The organism is Traorella massiliensis (assembly GCF_900104665.1).
GTDB classification, from domain to species: Bacteria; Bacillota_I; Bacilli_A; order Erysipelotrichales; family Erysipelotrichaceae; genus Traorella; species Traorella massiliensis.
Genome location: NZ_LT629969.1, coordinates 1,096,289 through 1,117,292 on the forward strand (window position 1 = coordinate 1,096,289; position 21,004 = coordinate 1,117,292).

Genomic DNA, 21,004 nt, shown 5'->3' on the forward strand with positions numbered 1-21,004 from the left:
AAGGACGCTTTACGTGGTACCACCTTAGTTCACATCAACTGTGCACTCATATCGTTAACGCCGATATACGTCTTATTCTCATAAGCAGCTCCAAGGTGTATTTCTATAGTCACATTATGATTTTCACCAGCCATCATATCTCTGAAAAGTGATCCTATAGCTCTTGTCTCTTCAACGCTATTTTGTTGTTTTACGAGCAGTATAAATATAACTTAATTCAATTTCTTTGTCAATAACTTCATTTTCATCATGAAGCATTTTTGTCATGACACGCATCGCCACAGCACCTAAATCATAATCAGGAATCTTATAAGATGAAATCTGCGGACGAGCCATAGAGTTATATTTACTATCATAAACACATATAATTTCCATATCATCTGGTACAGAAATACCATTCTCATTAGCTGTATTCAATACAGCCATTGCCTGTGAATCACGATATGCCAAGACCATCTGATGAGAATGAGTCTTGAAATATTCTTTTAAATATAAATAAGAAGAACGATACTCCTTTGGAATTTCCACATACTGATCAAAAACCAAGCCTCTTTCTTCAAAAGCCTTCTTAACGCCACGTAAAAGCTGACGAATATAAGACGGATTTCTGCGGTCTTCAATCAAAGCAATATCCTCAATTCCCTTATCCAAATATTTAACTGTAGTTTCATATGCCAGATTTTCGTAATCGATAAATACTGAGCCAATCATCTCATCAGAAATTCTATTTCCAATGACAACGATTGGTATCTGATAGCTATTCAGCGTTGCTAATTCATTCCGGTTTAATTTGTCATTAAAAATAATAACACCATCCGCTCTTGACTTAATAATATTGTCAATTACATCCTCCATTTGTGTAATACCTTCACTAACAGAATGTAAAACAATATTATATTTATAAATTTTAGCAACATCTAAAAGACCATTGATGACCTGTCCGGTCATAAAAATACTAGTTCCCGGTACAACTAAAGCAATCGTTGTCGTCTTTGATAAAGCCAAACCCTGAGCAATTGCATTTGGCTTATATCCTAATTTATTAATAGCTTCTTCAACTTTCAAACGTGTATCTTCACGTACTACATCACTTCCATTAATAACACGTGATACGGTAGCTAACGAAACATTGGCTTCTTTCGCAACATCATAAATTGTAATTCTTTTCATCTTCATCACCTGCCCGTTATTACTCTTCTTTATCATCTAAAATATTTTTCAGTCCTTCATAAGCACTCGTTGCTACATTTAAAATACCTTTTTTGGTCGCTTTGATTCCTTTTTGTACTTTCTCATCCTGAATGACTTCAACCACTTTATCACTCACTGTATCAATTGTTTTAGCTACTTTCTCATTCTCAAGAATCGTACCCACACCACTTTCTACACCAGCGTAGATTCTTTTAGACAATCCTACGACTGTCTCTTTACCACTCGCTAATTTTTCCTGTAATTCCGGATTATTTTTTATATCATTAATTACCTGAGATGTTTTATTAGCAAGCTGATTCATTTCTGAAATGAACTTATCTTTGATTTCCTGTGCTTTTTCAGAGTTTTTGTTTTCATCGTACCAGGCTTTGAACTTTTCAAAAGCTTTATTCATCTCTTCAATCACATCATCAATTATTTTTTTGATTTTAGAATCTTCATTATCATCATCCAAAGTAATGATCTTATATTTTAATTCTTCCTGAATTTTTTCAATATCTTTATTATTATTTTCCATGTTTTCTCCTTTATTCACCTTCTGAAGGCTCTCTTTTTTCTGATGAATCTTTAAATTCATCAGTATCCATATCTACGACATCATTCGATTCCATAGCTGCTTCTTCTTTATGAAGGAAGTTTGCCAGCCACTCCTTCAAAGCGCTGATAGTCTGAAATAAACTTAAAGAAATACTTTTTAAAGATTCTTTTGTTAAATCATGAACATGATCGACACTTTTTGATATTTCACTCACTGTATGAAGCGGTACATCCAGCTTTCTCAGCTGGTGATTTGCTTCATCAAATGTTTTAGTGGCACTCTTTAGACAAATGATGAGACTTCTCACCATCATAATTAAATAAACCAGCAAAACAACTCCAAGCATTGGCAAGATCTTCATGCAGATATAGCTCAATGTTTCAAAAAACTGTTCCAGTTGCATATTTTCACCTCATTATTATAAATATACCCTATTTTGTAAGCAATTTCAAGAGCAATGAAAACTTTTTACAAGATCTTTCCACTTATAGATGTCTTTCGAACTCATAAATAGATAGGTAACATTCTCTTCCTGACTTAAAATACGGGCATTTTCTTCAGTTTCATTCATGACCCTGCAACCGGGTATCAGCTTTGCTAAGTCATAGATATCAATATCGATTCCTTCTTCTTTTTTAGCATTTTCAGGAAAAGGACAAAGAATGACTTCATCCGCTTTCTGAAGACTTCGGGCAAATTCATCCATAAAAGCATAGATGCGTGAATAACGATCCGGTTTGAAAATAGCAACTAATTTTTTATCAGGAAATTTAATTCTTGCCGCTTCAATTGTAAGGGCAATGGCTGTTGGATGATGAGCATAATCATCAATATAAGTCTGTGTTCCTTTATTTTCGATGACAAAGCGTCTCTTAGCACCTTCAAATGTTGACATTTGCCGTTGAACAACATCAGCAGCAATATGTTCACAATAAGCTAATGCAATTACTGCCAGCGTATTCCAGCAAAGATGGATACCAACATAAGGCAAATCAAAATGACCATAAAGTTTATGATGAATCATAACATCAAATGTCATACCATTTTCATCCTCACTAAAATTGATAGCTCTGACATCACAATTTTCCCCCATCCCATAAGTGAGTACAGGACGTTGAAAATCCATACTTTGTATATTTTGATCATCACCAAAGACAATCAGCTGTTTTTTTACTTGTTTTCCAAAATCGATAAAAGCACTTTTATAGTCATCCAGATTACGATAATAGTCAATATGATCCAGATCCACACTTGTTATGATAGCATAATCAGGATGATAAGCCATAAAATGGCGCTGATATTCACATGATTCAAGCACAAAATAATGAGCATTTTTTTCCATATCGCCGCTGCCATCACCAATTAAAAAACCTGTAGGCTGAACAGCCATTAAGAGGTGAGCCATCATACTCGTTGTAGTTGTCTTACCATGCGTGCCTGCAATAGAAACAGAAGTATATTTCTCAACTAGTTTTCCTAAATATTCATGATAATAATAAACTTCTGCATTTTTTAAAGACTTGGCTTTTTTTACTTCAACATTTGTGTCATCAAAAGCATTTCCAATGATAATCGTTTCGTTTTCATTAATATTGCTCTCATCAAATGAAGTAATTTTTATATTTCTTTCTTCTAAAGGTTTCTGCGTAAAAATGTATTTTTCAATATCGCTTCCTTTGACCTCTTCTCCCATATCATTAAGAATACATGCCAGTGAAGCCATGCCGCTTCCTTTAATTCCTATAAAATGTACCACAGTGCTCCTTCTTTCTATTCCTTGATTGACTGATCGTCTCCAAACAGCGAAAACTGTACACAGTCATCGCTTTCTTCCTCACCCGAAATTAATTCCTCCAAAGGAATATCATCTTTCCAGTCATCTTCCTCGATCACAGGCATTTCTGTCTGTTTGTTTTCTTTAATTTTCGCAATAGCTTCCTGCTCATGAATACTGAGTTCCGCTTGTCCATAAATAGGCGAGATCACCGTTCCAAGACCATCCTTTTTCTTCATCATTGGTGATGATGGAGCTAATGATTCAACTTTTTTTTCTTCCCCTTCACCAAACATTGGAGAGATTACTGAATTGATCTCAATATCCTTTTCTTTTCGTTCATTTGATGTTCTTTCAGAACGTTTTGTTTTCACCTCAGCTGGTTTTTCTTTTTTAGGTTCATCTTTTAATTGAATATTGAATTCCGTTCGTAATAAAACCTCTTCTTTTTTTTCCTTTGCTACAGGTTCTTCTTGCTTTTCTACAGTTTTATGTACATTCGTTTTTTTCGACGGTTCAGAAAGAATATCTTCAAAATCATCTACTTTTGTGAAATCGATTTGTTCGAGCTTATCTTCCTCAACTACGACATCTTCTTCATCAAACAATAAATTTTTCAACCATTCAAACATTTTTTAAAACCTCCTTATTGCCATATCTAACATGAACTATTTTTCAAGCATTGAACTTAAAAAATCATCGATTTGTTCCTTTGTTTTTCTTAGCTTACTGACAAATCGGCCGATTTCTTTTCCTTGCTTATAAACAACAAAAGAAGGAATTCCCATGATTTCATGATCTATACATAAATCAATATATGCATCTCTATCAACATATACAAAAATAAACTGAGAATACTTCTCGATCAATTCAGGAAGAAACGGTTTGATATAAACACAATCCGGACACCATTCAGCGCTAAAAACAAATACCGTGGTCTTATTTTCCTGAGTCAGTTCATAAAACTGCTCTTCGTTTTCTAAAACATTCATCCATTCTTTCATAATGACTCCTTTACTCTTCTTGTTGATCTATCAGTTCTGACAATGAACCGCTATCCGGTAATTCCTGATTGAATTCTTCAAGATCGCTCATAACTGATTCTGAGGAACTCCTTAAAGAATACTGTGCAATTACTTCATTTGAATCATATTGTAATGATTTCGCAATGATAAACATTGAACGAATTAATGGCTGAATCTGTACAGCTTTCAAAATAGCCGTAAAATTTACATATTCCATATCTAAAAGCAACAAGTAACTTCCATCATCAAGTTGTGTGATCTGACATTTATATTCATGATATCGATCATCACTCCCCCTAAAAGTTCCCCCTGCTTCATAAAATAAAGCTGTTTCTCCATTTTCAACCGTTTCTTCTAATACCTTGACAGTATCCATCTGATAATAATCATGTATAACAACCTCATTAGGATTAAAATTCATTATGAATTTTACGCCATCCTTCATAAAAAGTGAACTCAGCGGATTTGATTGTATACGGCCAACATCTTTAGGAAGATAATATGAATAAAGAGGCTTATTCATGGTAGTGTATGCTACAGGATCTTGATCGGAAAGCTCGTTAAGCTCACTTGTCAGCTCGTTTTTTAAATCTGTTTCATTGACCTGACAGCCACATAACAGCAGTGTCAGCATAAGACATGCCACCTTTTTCATATTTCACATCCTTTCTGTTTATTTATGCCAGATTCCTCTGTAAATCGGATGATTCTGATTCATGAATTTTAATTCATATTCAGTAATCGCATCTTCAGGATGATCCTCCTTACGAAAATCTAAATAAACTTCTTCTAAATGAAAATTGCAGTTTTGAAATTCAATAAGTGAAAATTCAAAAAGTTTTGTGTTATCTGTTTTCATGATCACTTTTCCTTGATCACTCAGCAATTTACGATACACCTCTAAAAATGTTCGATAAGTTAATCGACGCTTTGTATTTCTTTTCTTAGGCCAGGGATCAGAAAAATTCAGATGGATCACATCCAATTCTCCCTCTTCAAACCATTCATTCAAATCTTTTGCATCCTGGCAGATAAAAACACGATTATTTTGAAATTTTCCTTCGGCCTTTTTCAAAGCTAAGGCTGCAATACTGGTATTTCTTTCCAACCCGATCCAGCCTTCATCTGGATATTGCTCGCTCATTGAAAGCCAGTAATCACCTTTTCCAGAGCCAATTTCAAGATGTAATGTTTGAACATGCAGCTTTTCCTTCCATTTTCCTTTATATTCTTGTGGATCAGAAATGTAAGAAGGCTGCAAAGGCAGATAATCTTTTGCCCATGGCAGATTTCTAACACGCATATTATTTACCCAAAACCTCTAATGCCGCAGCATAGATAGCAATACTTGTCATCATTTCTTCTATGTTGATAGCTTCATCAGCCTGATGCGGACCGCCAATTGTTAAAGAGGTTTCCACAGGACGTGGGAATTCCGGGCCAAAGGCAACACAGTTTGGCAATTTGCGGGCATAAGTTCCACCACCCATCGTCATTGCCGGTGTGAAATCATCATTAGAGTATTCTTTATAAACACTCATCAGCTTTTGAATAAAATCACTATTTGGATTTAAGAACAAAGGCTTACTGTCTGATAAACATTCAACACTTCCTTCAAGTCCAGCTTCTTTTAAAGCTTTTTTCATTCCTGAGATGATCGCTTCACAAGTTATATCATTTGGATATCGAATATCCAATGTAACTGAGATCTCATTTTCATCAATACGAATAATACCTGCATTGCAAGTTAAAGGCCCCATATAAGCACCTTCAATACCAATTTGAGTCTTATAACCACGAACATCCATCAGCATCTGTGATAAACGTATCAGTTTTTCATCCTTATAAACACATCCGACAAAATTCAATAGATGTAGACCAGCATTCACTCCTAACCAAGGAGTAGAGGCATGTGCAGAAACACCCTCCACATGTATTTTAGTCATTTGATTTTCTTCAATAGATCCGCTTAGTCCATTTGATTTTAAATAAAAATCAAATTCCTTTTCATAATTAAAATTATTTACATGAGCATCAGCTTTTCCAATGACAACATTCATCCGTTCACCACCACTCATCTTTTGGATTGGTGTATCGTTTTTAAATTTCAATTCAAGGCTCATGATACCTTTTTCACCATAGATAACTGGAAAAGACGCATCTGGAGTAAAAGATAATGATGGAAGTTTTTCATGCTTACAGTAATATTCCATGCATTGCATGCCGCTTTCTTCATCACATCCACAAATTAATTGTATTTTCTTATTCAGCTTTATCCCATTATCTTTTAAAATACGCATCGCCGTCAACCCGGCAATCAGCGGTCCCTTATCATCCAAGACCCCTCTGCCGAACATAAAACCCTCTACTTCTTCGCAGCCCAAAGGATCACGTGTCCAGCCATCACCGATTGGTACGATATCCAGATGTGCCAAAATACCAATAGATTCATCCTGATCTCCATATTCGATCACACAGGCATAGCCATCGATATCTTTTACATGGAAACCAGCCTTTTGACCGATTTCCATCATTTTATCTAAAGCAGCTCGACAGGCCTTTCCAAAAGGAGCCTTTTCAGATTTGGTAGAATCATCACGCAATGAAGCAATGCTGACGATTTCTTTTAAGTCTTCTTTAAACTGCTTCTCATATTTTTTAGCTTCTAATTTAAAGTCCATATTAACACCTCGTTACTATTCTATCACATTTTCATATGTTTTCATAACTTTTTCAGCTTTCAAATTTGTTATTTTATGTGTTTTTTTAGGTTATAAAAGGAGCATTGATTTTTATCGGTAAATACATCAATGCTCCATATTGATCATGATCCTATTTTTATATCAAAAAATACGTTTAATTCTCATATTTGATCCTCATTCATCGGATCTTTCATATAAACCTCCCTTGGCTTGCTGCCACGAGACGGTCCGACAATACCCTTTTCTTCCATCATATCAATCAATCTAGCCGCACGCTGATAACCGATGCTGAACTTACGCTGAAGCAGTGATGTGCTAGCCTTTTGAGATGAAATGACAAATTGCTTAGCTTCATCATACAACGGATCATTAGAATCCATTCCTACAGCTGCTGTAGAATCTTCAATCATTTGAAGACGTATAAAAGCATCATCAAATTTAGGACGTCCTTGCTTAGAAACAAATTCTGTTACCCGATTTACTTCTTCATCACTGACATAAACTCCCTGAACACGTATAGGCGATTGCTCACCAATCGGAATATAAAGCATATCACCACTGCCTAAAAGTTTTTCTGCACCTTGCTGGTCTAAGATCGTTCTAGAATCCACTGCACTGGATACCGCAAAAGCAATCCTTGAGGGAATATTTGATTTGATAAGACCCGTAATTACATCAACACTAGGACGCTGTGTTGCTACAACTAAATGAATTCCGGCAGCACGTGCCAGTTGCGTGATGCGCTGAATGCTCGCTTCTACTTCCTTAGCTGCCACCAGCATCAAATCAGCCAGCTCATCAATGATCACAACGATCCATGGCAATTTGGTATGTCCTTCTTCAGGATACTGATCACATCTTTCATTATATCCTGCAATATTTCTTACACCCGCCTTTGAAAAGAGATCATAACGACGATCCATTTCTTCTACGATTACTTTCAAAGAAGTATTCGCTTCCTCCCCATCATGAATGATAGGTCCAATAAGATGAGGTATATTCTGATATGCAGTAAATTCAACCTTCTTAGGATCGATCAGCAGTAATTTCACTTCATCAGGCCGAGCCCTCATGATCAAAGATATGATGATCGAATTTACACAAACTGATTTCCCTGATCCTGTAGCACCCGCAATCAATAAATGAGGCATCTTATTTAATTCACCGTAAACTGGCTGTCCTAACAAGTCTTTTCCTAGAGCAAACAAAAGCTTACTATTCTCATATTTTTCCGGTATGCTGCGTAAAAGTTCTCTTAAACCAACAATCGTTTTATCTACATTCGGTATCTCTATTCCTACTGCACTTTTAGATGGGATCGGTGCTTCAATACGAATATCTTTAGCCGCTAAAGCTAGTTTGATATCATTCTGCAAATTGCTGATTTTGGATACTTTTACACCTAGATCCGGTTTTAATTCAAATTTTGTAACGCTCGGACCGATATGAGTATCGACCAAAGTAGCTTTAACACCAAATTCATCTAATATTTGTAACAGCTTTTCGCCAGCTTCAGCAGCCGCTTTTTTATTATTTGCGGAAACACTTCCCTTACCAGCTAAATTCAATAAATTTAAACCTGGTAAACGATACTTTGAATAATCTGTAAGAAAAGAAGTTTCAATCTCCGGTTCATGTTTTTCTTCTTGAACGGAATCGGCCTGTATGTCAATCACTGTTTTTTCTGAATGTTGCTCATCAGAAACCTTATCTGCAACAAGGCTTCCAAAATCAAATCTTCCTTGAGGCTTTTCATAATCAATAACCTCATCATAATCATCTTCAAAAAGCAGTTTTTCTTTCTTTTTCTTTTCATTTCTGATATTGTTTTTTTCTTTTGTCTTCTGTACCTTATCAGTAATAAAACCAAAAATTGCTCTTAACTGATCCCAGAACATGATGATACCGATCAGAATAAACATGATGGTCATGATTCGTGTGCCAGTAAAGTCAAATAAAGCACTAAACAAAGCATAGAGGAATGCTCCCAAAATACCGCCATTTCCAATAGAAGCAATCAAAGTATCATTAAAAATCTCTTTTACATTTGCAAGAAAATGATGAATAACATCCATTCCAACAATACTGTGATCATCAGGAGCGGCAACTAATAAAAGCCAGGCACTAAAAAAACTAATCAGGCCAATGATAGTACGCATCTTTATCTGAGTCAAATTCTTTTTGAAAAGAATCAGTACCGAGAGAATTATAATGAATGCGAAAACTATATTACCTAGCACTCCAACCAGAAAAAACATCACTCGGCCTAACGCAACTCCGGCAGGACCGATTTCAAGAATGCCAATAATTGACAAAGCAATCGCCAAAAATGCGTAAATGATCGTTAAAATTTCATTATCCAATTTTTTATTGGTCGTTTTCCTGGCATTTTTCTGCTTAGTCATCCTGATCCCCCTCAACTACTGATTGATTTCAATGATAACAGGTAAAACCATTGGTCTTTTACCCGTTTCCTTCAATAAATAACGTGTCACTTTTTCTTTGACATCTACACGTGTTTCAATGTTTTCATATGTTTTATTCGCAACATTTTCATTAATCGTATCTTCAGTGATCTTCATCACTTCTTTTAAGATGTATTCCGCATCTTTTAAGTAAATCAACCCTCTTGTCTGTACATCGACACCGCCAATGATTTTCTTTGTTTTAAAATCTACGCTAACTCCAATGACCATGACCCCTTCATTTGATAAGATCTCACGATCTTTTAAGACAACCCCGGTAACATCCCAGTTTTCCTTGCCATCGATCATCGTATCCTCAAGTTCAATACGATCAGCAACACTCTTCAATATTTTATTTTCAAAAGTTGCAAACTGACCATTGTCTAATATTACGATCTGATCTGGACGATATCCCATATTAAACGCTAAATTCGCATTTTTGATCAAATGTCTGTATTCACCTTTTACCGGCAAATAATAGCGTGGCTTAAAAAGATAAAGCATCATTTTCAAGTCTTCACTGCTAGGATGCATCGAATAAATCTTTTTAGAATTTAATGAATAAATTTGTCCGCCTTCTTTATAAATCTCATTTTCCATGCTGTTCGCTTCTTCTTCAGTTCCGCTAACAACTGGAGAAGCAATTACAATTGTATCAGTCGCTCTGAAATGAACACGTTCATCTTCATGCATAGCAATTTTCTGCAATTTTCTAAATAGATTTTTCCCTCTTCCGGTAATCAGGATAATAATATCATCATTAGAATCATCAAAATTGCGATCATTTACGATCAATTCGTTTGGAAATTTATAGTAGTTTAATTCAGCCATGTGCTTTAAAAAATATTTAGCTTCTTCTCCATGGAAATAAACTTTCTTTTTAAAACGTATTACCAGATCCAAAATTTCTCTCATTCTAAAAAGGCTTTGGGAGTAACAGCTAATTAAAATACGGTGCTCACTTGATTCAAAAAGAGGCTCCAGCGTCGATGATATACGATGAAAAGGAGCAGTATGTCCTTCTTTTTCTGCGCCTACTGATTCATTAAGAAGACATAATACGCCAGCTTTACCAATTTCACTTAATTCATTGATATCAAAACTATATTCAGGAGCACGCATATCATAATCAACGATAAATTCACCTGTATAAACAATATAGCCCTGGTTTGTTGCGATAGCTATTCCAAAATTATCAGGATAAGCATGTGTCATTGCAAAAGTACGAACTTTAATATTTCCTACCTTAATATGATCTGTCCTTTTCACTTTATTGATTTTAAAATCAGTAACACCTTCTTTTTTTAGTAAATCTCTTAAAACATTAGCACTTAAAGCTCCCGTATATACAGGTACATTCACATGTTTCAAAAGATAAGGTAAGGCACGTGATACATCGTCATGTCCATGAGTCACAAAAACACCTTTAATTTTCTCTTTATTTTCAATCAGGTAGGTGAAATCAGGAATGATAAATTCAATACCCAGCTGATCTGATTCAGGAAATTTAATTCCGGCTTCAATCAAGATAATTTCTGAATTAACTTCAACCATCAGCATATTTTTTCCATTTTCATCGAGCCCACCCAATGCACATATTCGTATTTGATCCATAGATCCTCCTTTTAGATTATATTTATCTTCTTCGTTTTAGTTATTATAACATGCCATAGAAGAAAAAACAAAAAAAGTGAATTATTTCACTTTAATTGCTTCTCCATCCAATGACCATGATTTAGCTGCTGTAATCTTTACATCTATTAAATCACCGGCGCAAATACCATCACCTGTAAAATTAACTAGCTTATTTGTCTGAGAATAACCGCTAAATACAGATGGATTCTTTTTGCTTGGTCCATCTACCAATACCTGCACAACTTTTCCAACGTAAGCTTGATTCTTCTCTCTTGCCCAGTGATTGGTATGATCCATCAGTTCCTGTAAACGACGCTGCTTTACTTCTTCACTAACATTATCTTCCATAGCAGCAGCCGGCGTTCCGGCACGTGGAGAATAGATAAAGGTAAAGGCATTGTCAAATTGGCATTCATCTACTAACTTTAACGTATCCTGAAACTGTTCTTCTGTTTCATTAGGAAAACCAACGATGATATCCGTTGAAATAGCAGCATCTTTGACCTTATTCTTTATTTTATGGAAAAGAGTCATATATTGCTCGCTTGTATAACGTCTGCCCATGATCTTTAAGATATCATCATTACCTGATTGCACAGGCAAATGAATAAATGGCATGATATTATCATATTTCGCAATCACATCGATCATTTCATCACTGAAATCCCAAGGATGAGATGTCGTAAAACGAATGCGCTCGATTCCTGTTTTTGCTGCCTCTTCGAGCAGATATGCAAATCCACCTTCAATTTGAAGATCTTTACCATAAGAATTCACATTTTGGCCTAAAAGTGTCACTTCTTTATATCCCTCTTCAATCAATACATGGATCTCTTCAAGAATATCTTCAACCTGACGGCTTCTTTCCTTACCACGAGTATATGGGACGATACAATATGTACAAAACTTATCACAGCCATACATAATATTGACCCATGCTTTATGTGTACCAAAACGTTTTACCGGTAAATTTTCAATCACTTCGCCTTCTTTAGAAAAGACCTCAATGGTACGTTCTTTTGACATCATTGCCTGATACAGCAAAGTTGGCAAACGATGAATATTATGCGTTCCAAATACAAGATCTACATGTGGATACTTTTCAATGATCGTTTTCACAACCTCTTCTTCTTGAGCCATACAGCCACAAAGTCCAAAAATAAGATCAGGGTTTGTTTTACGAAGACGTTTTAAAGAAGCCAATTCACCTAAAACCTTATCTTCTGCATTCTGACGAATTGCACATGTATTTAAAAGGATCAAATCCGCCTCTTCAACATTTTTTACAGGAGTAAAGTGCATTGCCTCTAAAATTCCCGCAATTGTTTCACCATCACGTTCATTTGCCTGACAGCCATAAGTGCGCAGATAATAGGTTCTTCCTACTCCTAACTGTGCAACTTCAAAAGGTATATTAAAGAGTGATTTTTCAATCACAGCTTGTTTTTTTGTTCGTTGTTTTGCTTCATTTAAATTTGGTATATTCCAATTTTCATTGATTTTCATAATTTCCTCTTTCCATGAAAAAACCAAGCATTTGCTTGGTTTATTGTGTAATTGCTTCTACAGGGCAAGTGGCAACGCATGCACCGCAGTCAATACAAGTTGATTCATCACAAGTTGACTTATCGCCATCCATTGATAATGCACCAACTGGGCAAACTCCACAACAAGCACCACAACCGATGCAAGTATCTTTGTTAATTGTTACTGGCATGAAGATAACCTCCTTTTATTTCTCTACTATTATAGCACAAATGTAATTTTCACTTCAATAGAATATCCAAAAAAACTAAAGTTTTGAAAAACTCCTTTATCTAAAGAAAAGAGCATTACTGCTCTTTCATTTGAACTCTTTTAATTGATACGGCTTTGTTAGTATCATCATCAATTTCAACGATGCATCCACAGACGGGAGTTTAACACCTTATCAAATTAATGATATTTAATATAAGGCTTAAAATAAGCTTTTTTTTAATGAAATTTTGTCAATTTTTATGTTTTTATATGTAGTATTTTGTGGTATTCTGTGTTATAATATATCTGGTGATATTTTATGCGTGTCAGTATCGTCAACTTCTCAAAAAATTATACATCTATATAAAATGGATATGTTAATTATTAACTAACATATCCATTTGTTCATTTACAAACTTCCTGTATTCTTCTTCTGTTGCTCCCAGTGCCTTTAATATCTTCTTTTGCTTATTTGTCAGTCGATATCTTATATGATATTTCTCATCCGCTAATTTAGTTACTCCCAGCCGTTCATAATCTTTCAATACTTTCGGTACTGTGTACTCTTTTCTATTCGTTTTATACAATTCCTTTAATGACTGATAAATCTCATTCCTGATAATCAATGCTATGAATGATACGAACACTTTGCTTTCAAGTTTCTCTTCCGAATGTACTCTGAATACATCATTCCCTAAATATGTCTTTTCCATCCTGAATATCTTTTCCACCGCATCCCTATCCCGATATGTTTCCAGCGCTTCTTCTGCACTCATCTTTTTTGACGTCACTATCGCAAAATATCCCGCTTTATTTATCAGCTTCATGATTTCGTTATCTTTTCTTTGATAATTCATGAAGTATCCATTCTCATCAAATCCCAATCGATAATATTTCTCATAGCTTTTCACATCTTCTGTTTTCTTTATCTTTTTCTCTTTCTTCTTCTCTAACTCCTCATCCATCTTATTGAATCTGTTATTGATCGTAATCTTTTCTTTCTCCGCTTCTATTCCATTATAATATACATGCACATATTCTTTTTTTCCTGTATTGAATAAATCCTTCTCTACTGTCATCCCGTACAGTTCGTATCCCTGCATATAATTTGAATATCCGTTCTTTAATACTGCTCCTGCTTCTTCTGCCGCTTCCTGTATGAACTTTGCATTCCCCTTCGTCATCAGTATATAGTCATAATTATGCTTTTCGAAATACCTTATATTCCGTAATGAAAAATATCCCCTGTCCAGTATGAATCCTATTTCCCTGCATCCGTACTGCCGGGCTCTCTCCACCATCTTTTCACATTCCGTATTGTCGATGATGCTTCCCGGAAACAATTCATAGAATAAAGGCACCTGATCCGTCTGATTATATCCTATTGATAAATTCACTTGCGGTAATTCATCACGATCCTTCGCATGTCCGTATTCTGCCAATTCAAGATTTCCTGCAGCACTGTTCATATTCGTCGAATCATAAGCTATATAGATTTGCTTCTCAACATGCATATGTACCCACGATCTGATGAACAAATCGATATCCTTTACTTTTATTTTTTTAAACAGTCTTCCTATCGCATTATCATCGAAGTTCTCTGCACTGAACAATGTGTGATTATATCCATAGTCTTCAAAATACTGCATTACGTTATTTTCGCTCATCATCATATATGTCGCTATATCCAGGATCTTGTCCGAATCATCTTTGAAAATCGTCTCCAGCAGTTCTTTTAATCCATTCCCAGCACTTATCTTGTCCGCCACAAAATGAGGTCCCGCAATAACGAAGTCTGCTTTATCTCCGGGTTCATTCTGTTCATATGGAAATATTTCAAAATAGTTCCTGTTTGGAATCAGCTTTCCTTCTTCGTTAAGTTTTCCAATAGCTACTCTTACTGGTCTGGTTTGTTTTAATTCTGGCGAATATTTAACCCTTTGTGTCAAGTACACATAACTGCCACTTCTGCCTTTTATGATGACTGTTCTTTCAGGTAAATCCACAGGATTTTGATGCATAAAATCATCCTTTCTATAGATGTATATTTATACATCTATTATATCATACTCTTTCCGAACAGAAAAGCTCAAATACGCTTATTTTATCACCTATTTGAGCTATTTATATTTTTTCTTTTTTATAGATGTATAAAACTAAATTAAGTTAACGCAGTATCAGTAAATCTACAAATGCAGAACAGGTTTATATTATTCATTCTTTCCGTGATAGGAATGGAAAAAGTACTTCTAAAATCTTTAAAAAGCTTGGTTCCATGGATCAATTGCTCCCTCTTCATGATAATGACAGGGATAAGGTCATTGCCTGGGCGAAACAGCAGGCTAAACTTGCTACCGATTCCTATAAAAAAGAAAACGAAACCATTTCTATCCCTTTTCATCCTAATATGCAGATCAAATTAAACGAGCAAAGAAATTTCAACTGCGGCTATCTCTTCCTTCAGTCGCTATGCTCTGATCTGCGTTTCGATAATATTTGCCGGAATATCAGGAATCGCCATGATTATGAATATCCTTTTCAGGATATCCTGCTTGATATGGTCTATGCCCGTATCCTTTATCCTGCCAGCAAGAAGAGCACTTATTCTTTTGCACAGACTCTTCTGGAACAGCCTGAGTATGATCTTCATCACATGTATCGTTCTCTTTCTGTCCTTGCAGGCGAGTCTGATTATATCCAGTCCGAACTCTATCGCAATAGTCATTTCGTACACAGCAGAAATACGAAGATTCTTTATTATGACTGTACTAACTATTATTTTGAAATTGAAGAATCCGATGAATTGAGGAAATATGGCAAGAGCAAAGAACATAGACCTAATCCTATCGTTGGAATGGGACTCTTTATGGATGCAGACGGTATTCCTCTTGCTTTTGATATTTATCCAGGCAGTCAGAATGAACAGAAAACTCTAAAACCTCTCGAACAGAAGGTCATCCGTGATTTCGAATGCTCTGAATTCATTTTCTGTTCAGATTCCGGACTCGCTTCTCAGGACAACAGGCTCTTCAATGACATGGGCGGAAGAGGCTATGTAGTTACCCAGTCACTGAAAAAGCTGAAACAGGAATACCGGGAAACTGCCTTAGATCCAAAACAGTTCAGAAAGCCGGGAAGTAACGAATGGATCGATATTTCTGCTCTGGATGAGACGAATCCTGAAGTATACGAAACCATCTACTATAAAGAAGTGCCGATCGAATCAAAAAAACTGTCAGAAACCATGATCGTTACCTATTCGCCAAAATACAGAGCTTATCAGAAAAAGATCAGAGAGCAGCAATTAGAACGAGCAAAGAAGCTGATCGAAAGTGGAGATAAATTGAAGAAGGAGAGAAGGAATCCGAACGATCCTGCTCGCTTTGTGAAGAAGACTAGTGCTAGTATTAATTTAGGGCCAGTTAAACTGAGAAATTCTCCAAAGATCAATCTTGATTTTTAATAAAGAAAAGACTATCTTTATTGCGAGAAAGATATACAGATATTGTTTATAAAATTGAAAAGAGGTTTTGAATACTATGAGCAGTAAAAAGAAAGTCATTGATAAAGAATTTAAAATAAATGCAGTCAAATACAAAGAAGAACATCCTGATTTAACCTGTGAAGAGGTGGCATCAAATCTTGGAATATCTACAAGTTCTCTTTACAGATGGGTGAATGAATATGCTTCAACCGATGATAAATCGAATGTTTTTAGGGGCTCTGGCAATTTTTCGAGTGATGAAGCTAAGGAAATTGCACGTCTGAAAAAAGAAAACAGAGACCTTAAGGATGCTGTTGAAATATTAAAAAAAGCTATGAACATTCTCAACAGCCAGTAGCTGCCATCTATCAGGCAGTAAAGGAATATGTTGAACAAAATATAGGAATAAGAGGCATTTCAATAAGGTCAGTATGTAGGATTATCGGCATATCACGAAGTGGCTTGACCAGCTGGCTCCATCGAAAGAAATCAAAGCAACAGAGCAATAAGGAGAAAATCAAGAAGATGATCAGGGGAATTTATGAAACAAGCAAGGAAGTCTATGGAGCACCAAAAATAACATATATTCTCCGACAAAAAGGACTAAAAATATCACAGAAGACAGTAACCAATTATATGCATGAAATGGGCATAAAAGCGTGCTACATCAAGCCCAAAACAAAAACAACGATATCAAAAGATTTCAGCAGCAAACTCAAGAATATCCTCAAAAGGGATTTCAATCCTGAAAAGCCGGATGCAGCATGGTGTACAGACATCACGTATATATGGACATATACAGATGGTTTTGTCTATTTAACGAGCATCATGGATCTGTATTCAAGAAAGATCATAGCATGGGTGCTTACAAAGGACATGAAAGCCTCATCAGTTTTGGAAGTCATTAAAAGAGCCAAGAAGCGGCGAAATGTGAATCATCCACTGGTCATACATAGTGATCGCGGCATACAGTTTACATGTGAGGAATACAGAGAATTAACTAAAGATTTAAAGAGAAGTTATTCAAAAAAAGGGACACCATGGGACAATGCATGCATAGAATCATTTCATTCATTATTGAAAAGGGAGTGGATAAACAGATATAAAATATGGGATTATGAACAAGCGAAGAGATTAGTGTTTGAATACATAGAAACATTTTACAACACAGTGAGAATACATGGACATTGTCAATACATGAGTCCAGATTCATATGAAAAAGAATATTACAATCGTCAAATACAATCACTACAAAATTACAAAACTATCAATTTAACTGGTACTTTTTCTTGACATAGTACCAAGACATCAGTTACGGAATATGGCGAGGTAGCAGATAAAGAAATATATGAACTCGATAAAGACATGATAGACAAAGAAACTATGTATGATGGTTTCTATGCAGTGGTAACCGATATAGAAGGAGATGCAGCACAGATCATAAACATTAATAAGCGCAGATGGCAGATTGAAGAATGTTTCAGGATCATGAAAACAGAATTCGATGCAAGACCTGTATATTTGCGTAGAGAAGACAGAATCAAAGCACACTTTCTGATCTGTTTCATTGCACTGATGATCTTTCGATTACTGGAGATCAGGCTGGAAAAAGAATATACAGCCGAACAGATCATCAGCACGCTGAAGAAGATGGAAGTATGTAGGCTAGAAGAATATGGATATATTCCGACATACACAAGAACAGAATTAACGGATAAATTACACGAAGTATTCGGATTCAGAACTGATACAGAGATCATCAAGAAATCAAAGATGAGAAGCATCATTAAAAAAAGTAAGGAAAAGCAATAAAATACTACATATCTTTACAAAACCAAAACCTCAGGAATAACCCTTAATCTCGGTGTTTTCTTGAGGTTTCTTACTTTTTAACTGTCAAAGATGGGATTATAGCACAAATGTAATTTTCACTTCAATAGAATATCCAAAAAAACTAAAGTTTTGAAAAACTCCTTTATCTAAAGAAAAGAGCATTACTGCTCTTTCATTTGAACTCTTTTAATTGATACGGCTTTGTTAGTATCATCATCAATTTCAACGATGCATCCACAGAAAATTCCTTTTCCTTCAGCAATCGTAAAACGAGTATGTTCCTTATTTTTAAAGCGCCGTAATACTTCATCCACATCACGTCCGATCACTGAATGATAAGGACCACACATGCCTAGATCAGTAATAGCTGCACAATGATCATCAACGATCCGCTCATCAGCAGTCTGGACATGCGTATGGGTACCAACGATGATGCTGCAACGCTGCGCAAACTCATAAGTAAAAGCAATCTTCTCACTTGTTGCTTCCGCATGCAGATCAACGATATGAATATCCGCATCTATTTCATTCAATATCTTTTCCATGGTATCAAATGGAGACTCTGTACAGTTCACCATAAACACTTCACCAATCAGATTCGTTATAGCTACTTTTTTTTGGTTCACTTCAACTACCCGGCACCCTTTACCAAATTCTAATGGCAGCATATTGGCTGGGCGTACCATTTGATCCATTTCATCGATTACTTCTTCCAGATTTTTCTTGGAAAAAGTATGATTGCCCATCGTAATGACATCAACACCGCTATTTAATAGCTGAGCATATATCTTTTTTGTAATCCCTTTGCCATGCGCTGAATTTTCACCATTGCAGACGACCAGATCAATTTTTTCTTCTTCTTTGATGCGAAGGACATGATCAGCCACCATTTTTCTGCCGACAGCTCCTACAACATCCCCAACTAATAAAACTTTCATTATTTTGCCAATTCACTCGTTCTAAGTTCACGAATAACCGTTACTTTGATCTGTCCTGGATAAGTCAGCTCATTTTCAATTCGTTCACGAATGCCACGAGCAATCTTAGCACAGCTTAAGTCATCCACTTTATCCGGATGAACGATCACACGTAATTCCCTGCCGGCCTGAATCGCATAACTTGTATCAACGCCTTCAAATGATTTCGTAATCTTTTCAAGTTCTTCAAGACGATTGATATAATTCTGCATTGCTTCATAACGAGCTCCAGGACGGGCAGCACTCAATGTATCTGCAGCTTGAACTAATACGGCAATAATGCTCTTAGGTTCAACTTCGCCATGATGTGACTGAATCGCATTTAGCACGATATCATTTTCACCATGCTTCTTACAGAATTTATAACCTAATTCCACATGACTTCCTTCAGTTTCGGTATCTAATGCTTTTCCAATATCATGTAAAAGTCCTGCACGTCTGGCAAGCGTTTGATTTAATCCAAGTTCAGCGGCCATGCTGCCAGCAAGTTTAGCAACTTCCATAGAATGCTGAAGTGCATTCTGACCGTAAGAATAACGATATTTCAAACGGCCTACAAGATGTACGATATCACGACTCATCTTACCGATTCCTAATTTGAAGATCGTGTCTTCACCGACTTTCTGGATATTGTTTTCAATTTCATTACGTACCTTATTAACAACTTCTTCAATACGACCAGGCTGAATACGGCCATCCCGAATCAAAGTTTCCAAAGCAATACGGGCAATTTCACGGCGAACCGGATCAAAGCAGGAAATCGTAATCGTTTCCGGTGTATCATCAATAATCAGATCAACTCCTGTGGCCTGTTCGATCGATTTGATATTTCTTCCTTCACGGCCAATGATCCTTCCTTTCATTTCCTCGCTTGGTAAAGCAACTACGCTTACTGTACGATCCACCGCTTCATCCTGAGACATTTTCTGAATAGCAAGAGCTACAATGTTGCGAGCCTTATCATCAGCGATGCTCTTTGCTTCCTCTTCTTTTTCTTTTATGTAAGCAACAACTTCATTCTCCATGCGCTTTTCAACAATTTCAAAAAGCTCTTTCTTGGCTTCCGTTGTACTCATTGCTGCAACTCTTTCAAGTTCAACGATCTGAATATCGATCTTCTCTTGCAGCAGTTTTTCCTTCTCATCAAGTTCAGACATTTTTTTAGTTAATTGATTATTTTTTAAATCGATTTGCTGTTCTTTTTGTGTTAATGCGTCATCACGAAAATTAAGATTATCTTCACGTCTTAACAGTTTATTCTCCATCTCTGTAATTTCCTGTTTACGTTCTTTAATCTCTTTTTCTGCAGCAATCTTCAATTCATGAGTCTGAGTCTTACCATCCAAAACCGCCTGTTTCACAGTATTTTCTGCTTTTACAGTGGCTTCCTGCAGTAATTTTTCAGCTTTAATTTTATCTTTATTTAACCCAGCCTTTGAAATCAAAAGCATTAAAATGATTCCTCCGGCTAAACCTGCCAAAACCGACAAGAGGACTGGTAATAAAATATCCATCTTCCTTCCTCCTATCAAACTATTTATGAAAGTGTTTACTTTCTTATATATTTTACACAAAATTTCACAAATAAACAAGGATATTTCTTATAATTTGACTTTTTGGGA

Annotated in this window: 18 protein-coding genes, 2 pseudogenes and 1 other annotated feature (1 of these 21 only partly in view); of the genes and pseudogenes, 4 read left to right on the forward strand and 16 right to left on the reverse strand. The window is 35.8% G+C overall.

Going from position 1 to position 21,004, the window contains the following annotated elements:
• Nucleotides 1–184, reverse strand: a binding site (T-box leader); it reaches 3 nt to the left of the window's first position.
• From BQ5367_RS12715 to BQ5367_RS12780, 14 genes are all read right to left on the reverse strand, one after another.
• Entirely contained in the window at nt 178–1,170 is a 993-nt protein-coding gene (locus BQ5367_RS12715) for a LacI family DNA-binding transcriptional regulator (protein WP_071442826.1), read from the reverse strand. It overlaps the preceding feature by 7 nt.
• 19 nt (nt 1,171–1,189) lie before the next feature.
• The gene (locus BQ5367_RS12720; protein WP_071442827.1) at nt 1,190–1,729 is read right to left on the reverse strand and encodes a hypothetical protein; all 540 of its coding nucleotides are present in this window, start codon (nt 1,727–1,729) and stop codon (nt 1,190–1,192) included.
• 10 nt (nt 1,730–1,739) lie between these two features.
• Complete coding sequence (locus tag BQ5367_RS12725) at nt 1,740–2,153, reverse strand: hypothetical protein (protein ID WP_071442828.1); 414 nt, start codon at nt 2,151–2,153, stop codon at nt 1,740–1,742.
• 45 nt (nt 2,154–2,198) lie between these two features.
• Entirely contained in the window at nt 2,199–3,506 is a 1,308-nt protein-coding gene (murC, locus tag BQ5367_RS12730; protein WP_071442829.1) for a UDP-N-acetylmuramate--L-alanine ligase, read from the reverse strand.
• A gap of 14 nt (nt 3,507–3,520) precedes the next feature.
• Entirely contained in the window at nt 3,521–4,156 is a 636-nt protein-coding gene (locus tag BQ5367_RS12735; protein WP_071442830.1) for a hypothetical protein, read from the reverse strand.
• A 36-nt stretch (nt 4,157–4,192) separates the two neighbouring features.
• Nucleotides 4,193–4,528, reverse strand: coding sequence for a thioredoxin family protein (locus tag BQ5367_RS12740; RefSeq protein ID WP_071442831.1), 336 nt, complete (start codon nt 4,526–4,528; stop codon nt 4,193–4,195).
• Nucleotides 4,529–4,538: 10 nt separating this feature from the next.
• The gene (locus tag BQ5367_RS12745) at nt 4,539–5,204 is read right to left on the reverse strand and encodes a hypothetical protein (protein ID WP_071442832.1); all 666 of its coding nucleotides are present in this window, start codon (nt 5,202–5,204) and stop codon (nt 4,539–4,541) included.
• 18 nt (nt 5,205–5,222) lie between these two features.
• Nucleotides 5,223–5,852, reverse strand: coding sequence for a tRNA (guanosine(46)-N7)-methyltransferase TrmB (gene trmB, locus BQ5367_RS12750; protein ID WP_071442833.1), 630 nt, complete (start codon nt 5,850–5,852; stop codon nt 5,223–5,225).
• Nucleotide 5,853: 1 nt separating this feature from the next.
• The gene (gene pepV / locus BQ5367_RS12755) at nt 5,854–7,230 is read right to left on the reverse strand and encodes a dipeptidase PepV (RefSeq protein WP_071442834.1); all 1,377 of its coding nucleotides are present in this window, start codon (nt 7,228–7,230) and stop codon (nt 5,854–5,856) included.
• A gap of 182 nt (nt 7,231–7,412) precedes the next feature.
• Nucleotides 7,413–9,656 (reverse strand): DNA translocase FtsK, encoded by a 2,244-nt coding sequence (locus tag BQ5367_RS12760; protein WP_071442835.1) that lies wholly within the window; start codon nt 9,654–9,656, stop codon nt 7,413–7,415.
• A gap of 15 nt (nt 9,657–9,671) precedes the next feature.
• Nucleotides 9,672–11,330 carry a ribonuclease J gene (locus tag BQ5367_RS12765; protein WP_071442836.1) on the reverse strand — a complete coding sequence of 553 codons (1,659 nt, stop codon included), beginning with the start codon at nt 11,328–11,330 and terminating at the stop codon, nt 9,672–9,674.
• 81 nt (nt 11,331–11,411) lie between these two features.
• Nucleotides 11,412–12,857 (reverse strand): tRNA (N6-isopentenyl adenosine(37)-C2)-methylthiotransferase MiaB, encoded by a 1,446-nt coding sequence (gene miaB, locus BQ5367_RS12770; protein WP_071442837.1) that lies wholly within the window; start codon nt 12,855–12,857, stop codon nt 11,412–11,414.
• Between the two features lie 40 nt (nt 12,858–12,897).
• The gene (locus BQ5367_RS12775) at nt 12,898–13,068 is read right to left on the reverse strand and encodes an indolepyruvate ferredoxin oxidoreductase subunit alpha (protein WP_071442838.1); all 171 of its coding nucleotides are present in this window, start codon (nt 13,066–13,068) and stop codon (nt 12,898–12,900) included.
• A 397-nt stretch (nt 13,069–13,465) separates the two neighbouring features.
• Nucleotides 13,466–15,109, reverse strand: coding sequence for an IS1634 family transposase (locus tag BQ5367_RS12780; protein ID WP_071442330.1), 1,644 nt, complete (start codon nt 15,107–15,109; stop codon nt 13,466–13,468).
• Nucleotides 15,110–15,264: 155 nt separating this feature from the next.
• Between BQ5367_RS12780 and BQ5367_RS12785 the strand changes: the two are divergent.
• From BQ5367_RS12785 to BQ5367_RS12800, 4 genes and pseudogenes are all read left to right on the forward strand, one after another.
• Nucleotides 15,265–16,494, forward strand: a pseudogene (locus tag BQ5367_RS12785) (IS1634 family transposase); the annotation flags it as partial.
• 133 nt (nt 16,495–16,627) lie between these two features.
• Nucleotides 16,628–16,930 carry a transposase gene (locus BQ5367_RS12790; RefSeq protein WP_071440699.1) on the forward strand — a complete coding sequence of 101 codons (303 nt, stop codon included), beginning with the start codon at nt 16,628–16,630 and terminating at the stop codon, nt 16,928–16,930.
• Nucleotides 16,931–16,992: 62 nt separating this feature from the next.
• Complete coding sequence (locus BQ5367_RS12795) at nt 16,993–17,865, forward strand: IS3 family transposase (protein ID WP_268874427.1); 873 nt, start codon at nt 16,993–16,995, stop codon at nt 17,863–17,865.
• A 9-nt stretch (nt 17,866–17,874) separates the two neighbouring features.
• Nucleotides 17,875–18,384: pseudogene (locus BQ5367_RS12800) on the forward strand (IS1634 family transposase); the annotation flags it as partial.
• A 182-nt stretch (nt 18,385–18,566) separates the two neighbouring features.
• On the opposite strand, the gene BQ5367_RS12805 reads toward BQ5367_RS12800, so the two are convergent.
• Both BQ5367_RS12805 and rny read right to left on the reverse strand, forming a co-directional pair.
• Nucleotides 18,567–19,343, reverse strand: a complete 777-nt coding sequence (locus tag BQ5367_RS12805; protein WP_071442840.1) for a TIGR00282 family metallophosphoesterase — start codon at nt 19,341–19,343, stop codon at nt 18,567–18,569.
• Nucleotides 19,343–20,896: a ribonuclease Y gene (gene rny / locus BQ5367_RS12810; RefSeq protein ID WP_071442841.1), complete on the reverse strand. Its 1,554-nt coding sequence runs from the start codon at nt 20,894–20,896 to the stop codon at nt 19,343–19,345. The genes BQ5367_RS12805 and rny overlap by 1 nt, the downstream gene beginning before the upstream one ends.
• Between the last annotated feature and the right edge of the window lie 108 nt (nt 20,897–21,004).

Bases quoted from the DNA above. Each gene is read 5' to 3' on its own strand.
- BQ5367_RS12715 (WP_071442826.1), bottom strand. From the start codon at position 1,170: ATGAAAAGAATTACAATTTATGATGTTGCGAAAGAAGCCAATGTTTCG.
- BQ5367_RS12720 (WP_071442827.1), bottom strand. From the start codon at position 1,729: ATGGAAAATAATAATAAAGATATTGAAAAAATTCAGGAAGAATTAAAA.
- BQ5367_RS12725 (WP_071442828.1), bottom strand. From the start codon at position 2,153: ATGCAACTGGAACAGTTTTTTGAAACATTGAGCTATATCTGCATGAAG.
- BQ5367_RS12735 (WP_071442830.1), bottom strand. From the start codon at position 4,156: ATGTTTGAATGGTTGAAAAATTTATTGTTTGATGAAGAAGATGTCGTA.
- BQ5367_RS12740 (WP_071442831.1), bottom strand. From the start codon at position 4,528: ATGAAAGAATGGATGAATGTTTTAGAAAACGAAGAGCAGTTTTATGAA.
- BQ5367_RS12745 (WP_071442832.1), bottom strand. From the start codon at position 5,204: ATGAAAAAGGTGGCATGTCTTATGCTGACACTGCTGTTATGTGGCTGT.
- trmB (WP_071442833.1), bottom strand. From the start codon at position 5,852: ATGCGTGTTAGAAATCTGCCATGGGCAAAAGATTATCTGCCTTTGCAG.
- pepV (WP_071442834.1), bottom strand. From the start codon at position 7,230: ATGGACTTTAAATTAGAAGCTAAAAAATATGAGAAGCAGTTTAAAGAA.
- BQ5367_RS12760 (WP_071442835.1), bottom strand. From the start codon at position 9,656: ATGACTAAGCAGAAAAATGCCAGGAAAACGACCAATAAAAAATTGGAT.
- BQ5367_RS12765 (WP_071442836.1), bottom strand. From the start codon at position 11,330: ATGGATCAAATACGAATATGTGCATTGGGTGGGCTCGATGAAAATGGA.
- miaB (WP_071442837.1), bottom strand. From the start codon at position 12,857: ATGAAAATCAATGAAAATTGGAATATACCAAATTTAAATGAAGCAAAA.
- BQ5367_RS12775 (WP_071442838.1), bottom strand. From the start codon at position 13,068: ATGCCAGTAACAATTAACAAAGATACTTGCATCGGTTGTGGTGCTTGT.
- BQ5367_RS12780 (WP_071442330.1), bottom strand. From the start codon at position 15,109: ATGCATCAAAATCCTGTGGATTTACCTGAAAGAACAGTCATCATAAAA.
- BQ5367_RS12790 (WP_071440699.1), top strand. From the start codon at position 16,628: ATGAGCAGTAAAAAGAAAGTCATTGATAAAGAATTTAAAATAAATGCA.
- BQ5367_RS12805 (WP_071442840.1), bottom strand. From the start codon at position 19,343: ATGAAAGTTTTATTAGTTGGGGATGTTGTAGGAGCTGTCGGCAGAAAA.
- rny (WP_071442841.1), bottom strand. From the start codon at position 20,896: ATGGATATTTTATTACCAGTCCTCTTGTCGGTTTTGGCAGGTTTAGCC.